The sequence below is a fragment of the Methanosarcina spelaei genome, assembly GCF_002287235.1.
Taxonomy (GTDB): Archaea; Halobacteriota; Methanosarcinia; order Methanosarcinales; family Methanosarcinaceae; genus Methanosarcina; species Methanosarcina spelaei.
In genome coordinates this window covers 1-1,168 of record NZ_LMVP01000294.1, presented here as the reverse complement: position 1 = coordinate 1,168, position 1,168 = coordinate 1, and the positions used below count along the sequence as shown (strand labels likewise).

Here is a 1,168-nt window from a genome sequence, read left to right as displayed (position 1 = left end):
TTTCTAGCTTCAATTTATATCTAAATCGGTTAAATTCCTTTTTTGCCTTTATACTCCATTCTTGATGCTTTTCTTCATTCATAATTACGTTAAGTTCTTCAGATAGAATTTTTTCCAGGAATTTAATCTCATTTTCACGATTGTAAAATATATTCAATAACCTGTATTTTAATAGTTCCTGTTCAATTGTTGTTTTCTTCGGAAAATCGCTAACTATAAGCTTGTTTAAGTGCATCAAACAGTATTGATGCACTAACTTATCCCCAAAAACTTCCTTTAAAATATCTGGGTATCTCTTATCAAAATCCGTAACAATAAACACAGGTTCTGATGTATCTAGATTTTTTCGTAGAAACGTTTTGATGGTTTCTGAACTTTTATCCTCAAAAAGTTCATCTGCTATTGTTCTTTGAGTTTTTGCATCCAGTAATGTTAAACGGTATTTCTGACAACGTCCCTCTTTTGGATGCTGTTCGTCATAGTGCACCATATGTACATTTTCTAAAATTGGAACATTTTCCTGTTCCATTTCTTTGTTGAATGTTCTAAAAATAGTGCTTCTTGATCTTGGAAATATGAAGCTCATTATATCAGAAATTCCATCATAAGAAACTTTACATTGGTCATCGGTTAAGGATTTTTCTTGCCTGAAAGCTATCGATTTTACATTAGAAACAAACCTTAAATTTTGGCCTGTTTGCATGAAATCGATATTCTGTTCCTTTCAAAAGTTATTCAAATATTTGATAAATGTGGTGGAAATGAACGCAATTTATCACGATTCCTCACTTAACCGAAGACACATGAGAAACTTTATGGTATCTGAGCACCTGGAAAAAATTATTAAATGAATCAAAAAGTAAAGTTTTCAGACCTTCCCAAAAACTATGATCTTCTTCGTCTGTACTACCACAATTTTGGCATTTGTATCGACCAATGCTGATTTTTCCAAGACCTTTTTTGATGTATAGATTATAGCCGTTATGAACCATAGGAGCACTGCAAATAGGGCAGGCTGGAGGAATTTTTCTACGAAAAATTCCTCTTGTGGTATATTCGTAATCATTGCTATAACTATCAAAAAGGTATGAGAGAGCAGGGAGTTCCGATAAGTTATTAAGAGTAAGATTTATAATTACCATTGTTTTTGCCGTAACATCATTACATA

Annotated in this window: 2 pseudogenes; both read right to left on the bottom strand. The window is 32.2% G+C overall.

Annotation, left to right across the window (positions count from 1 at the left end):
• Positions 1-616, bottom strand: a pseudogene (locus tag ASJ81_RS13150) (ISNCY family transposase); the annotation flags it as partial.
• A gap of 169 nt (positions 617-785) precedes the next feature.
• Positions 786-1,168 (bottom strand): annotated as a pseudogene (locus ASJ81_RS13145) (hypothetical protein); the annotation flags it as partial.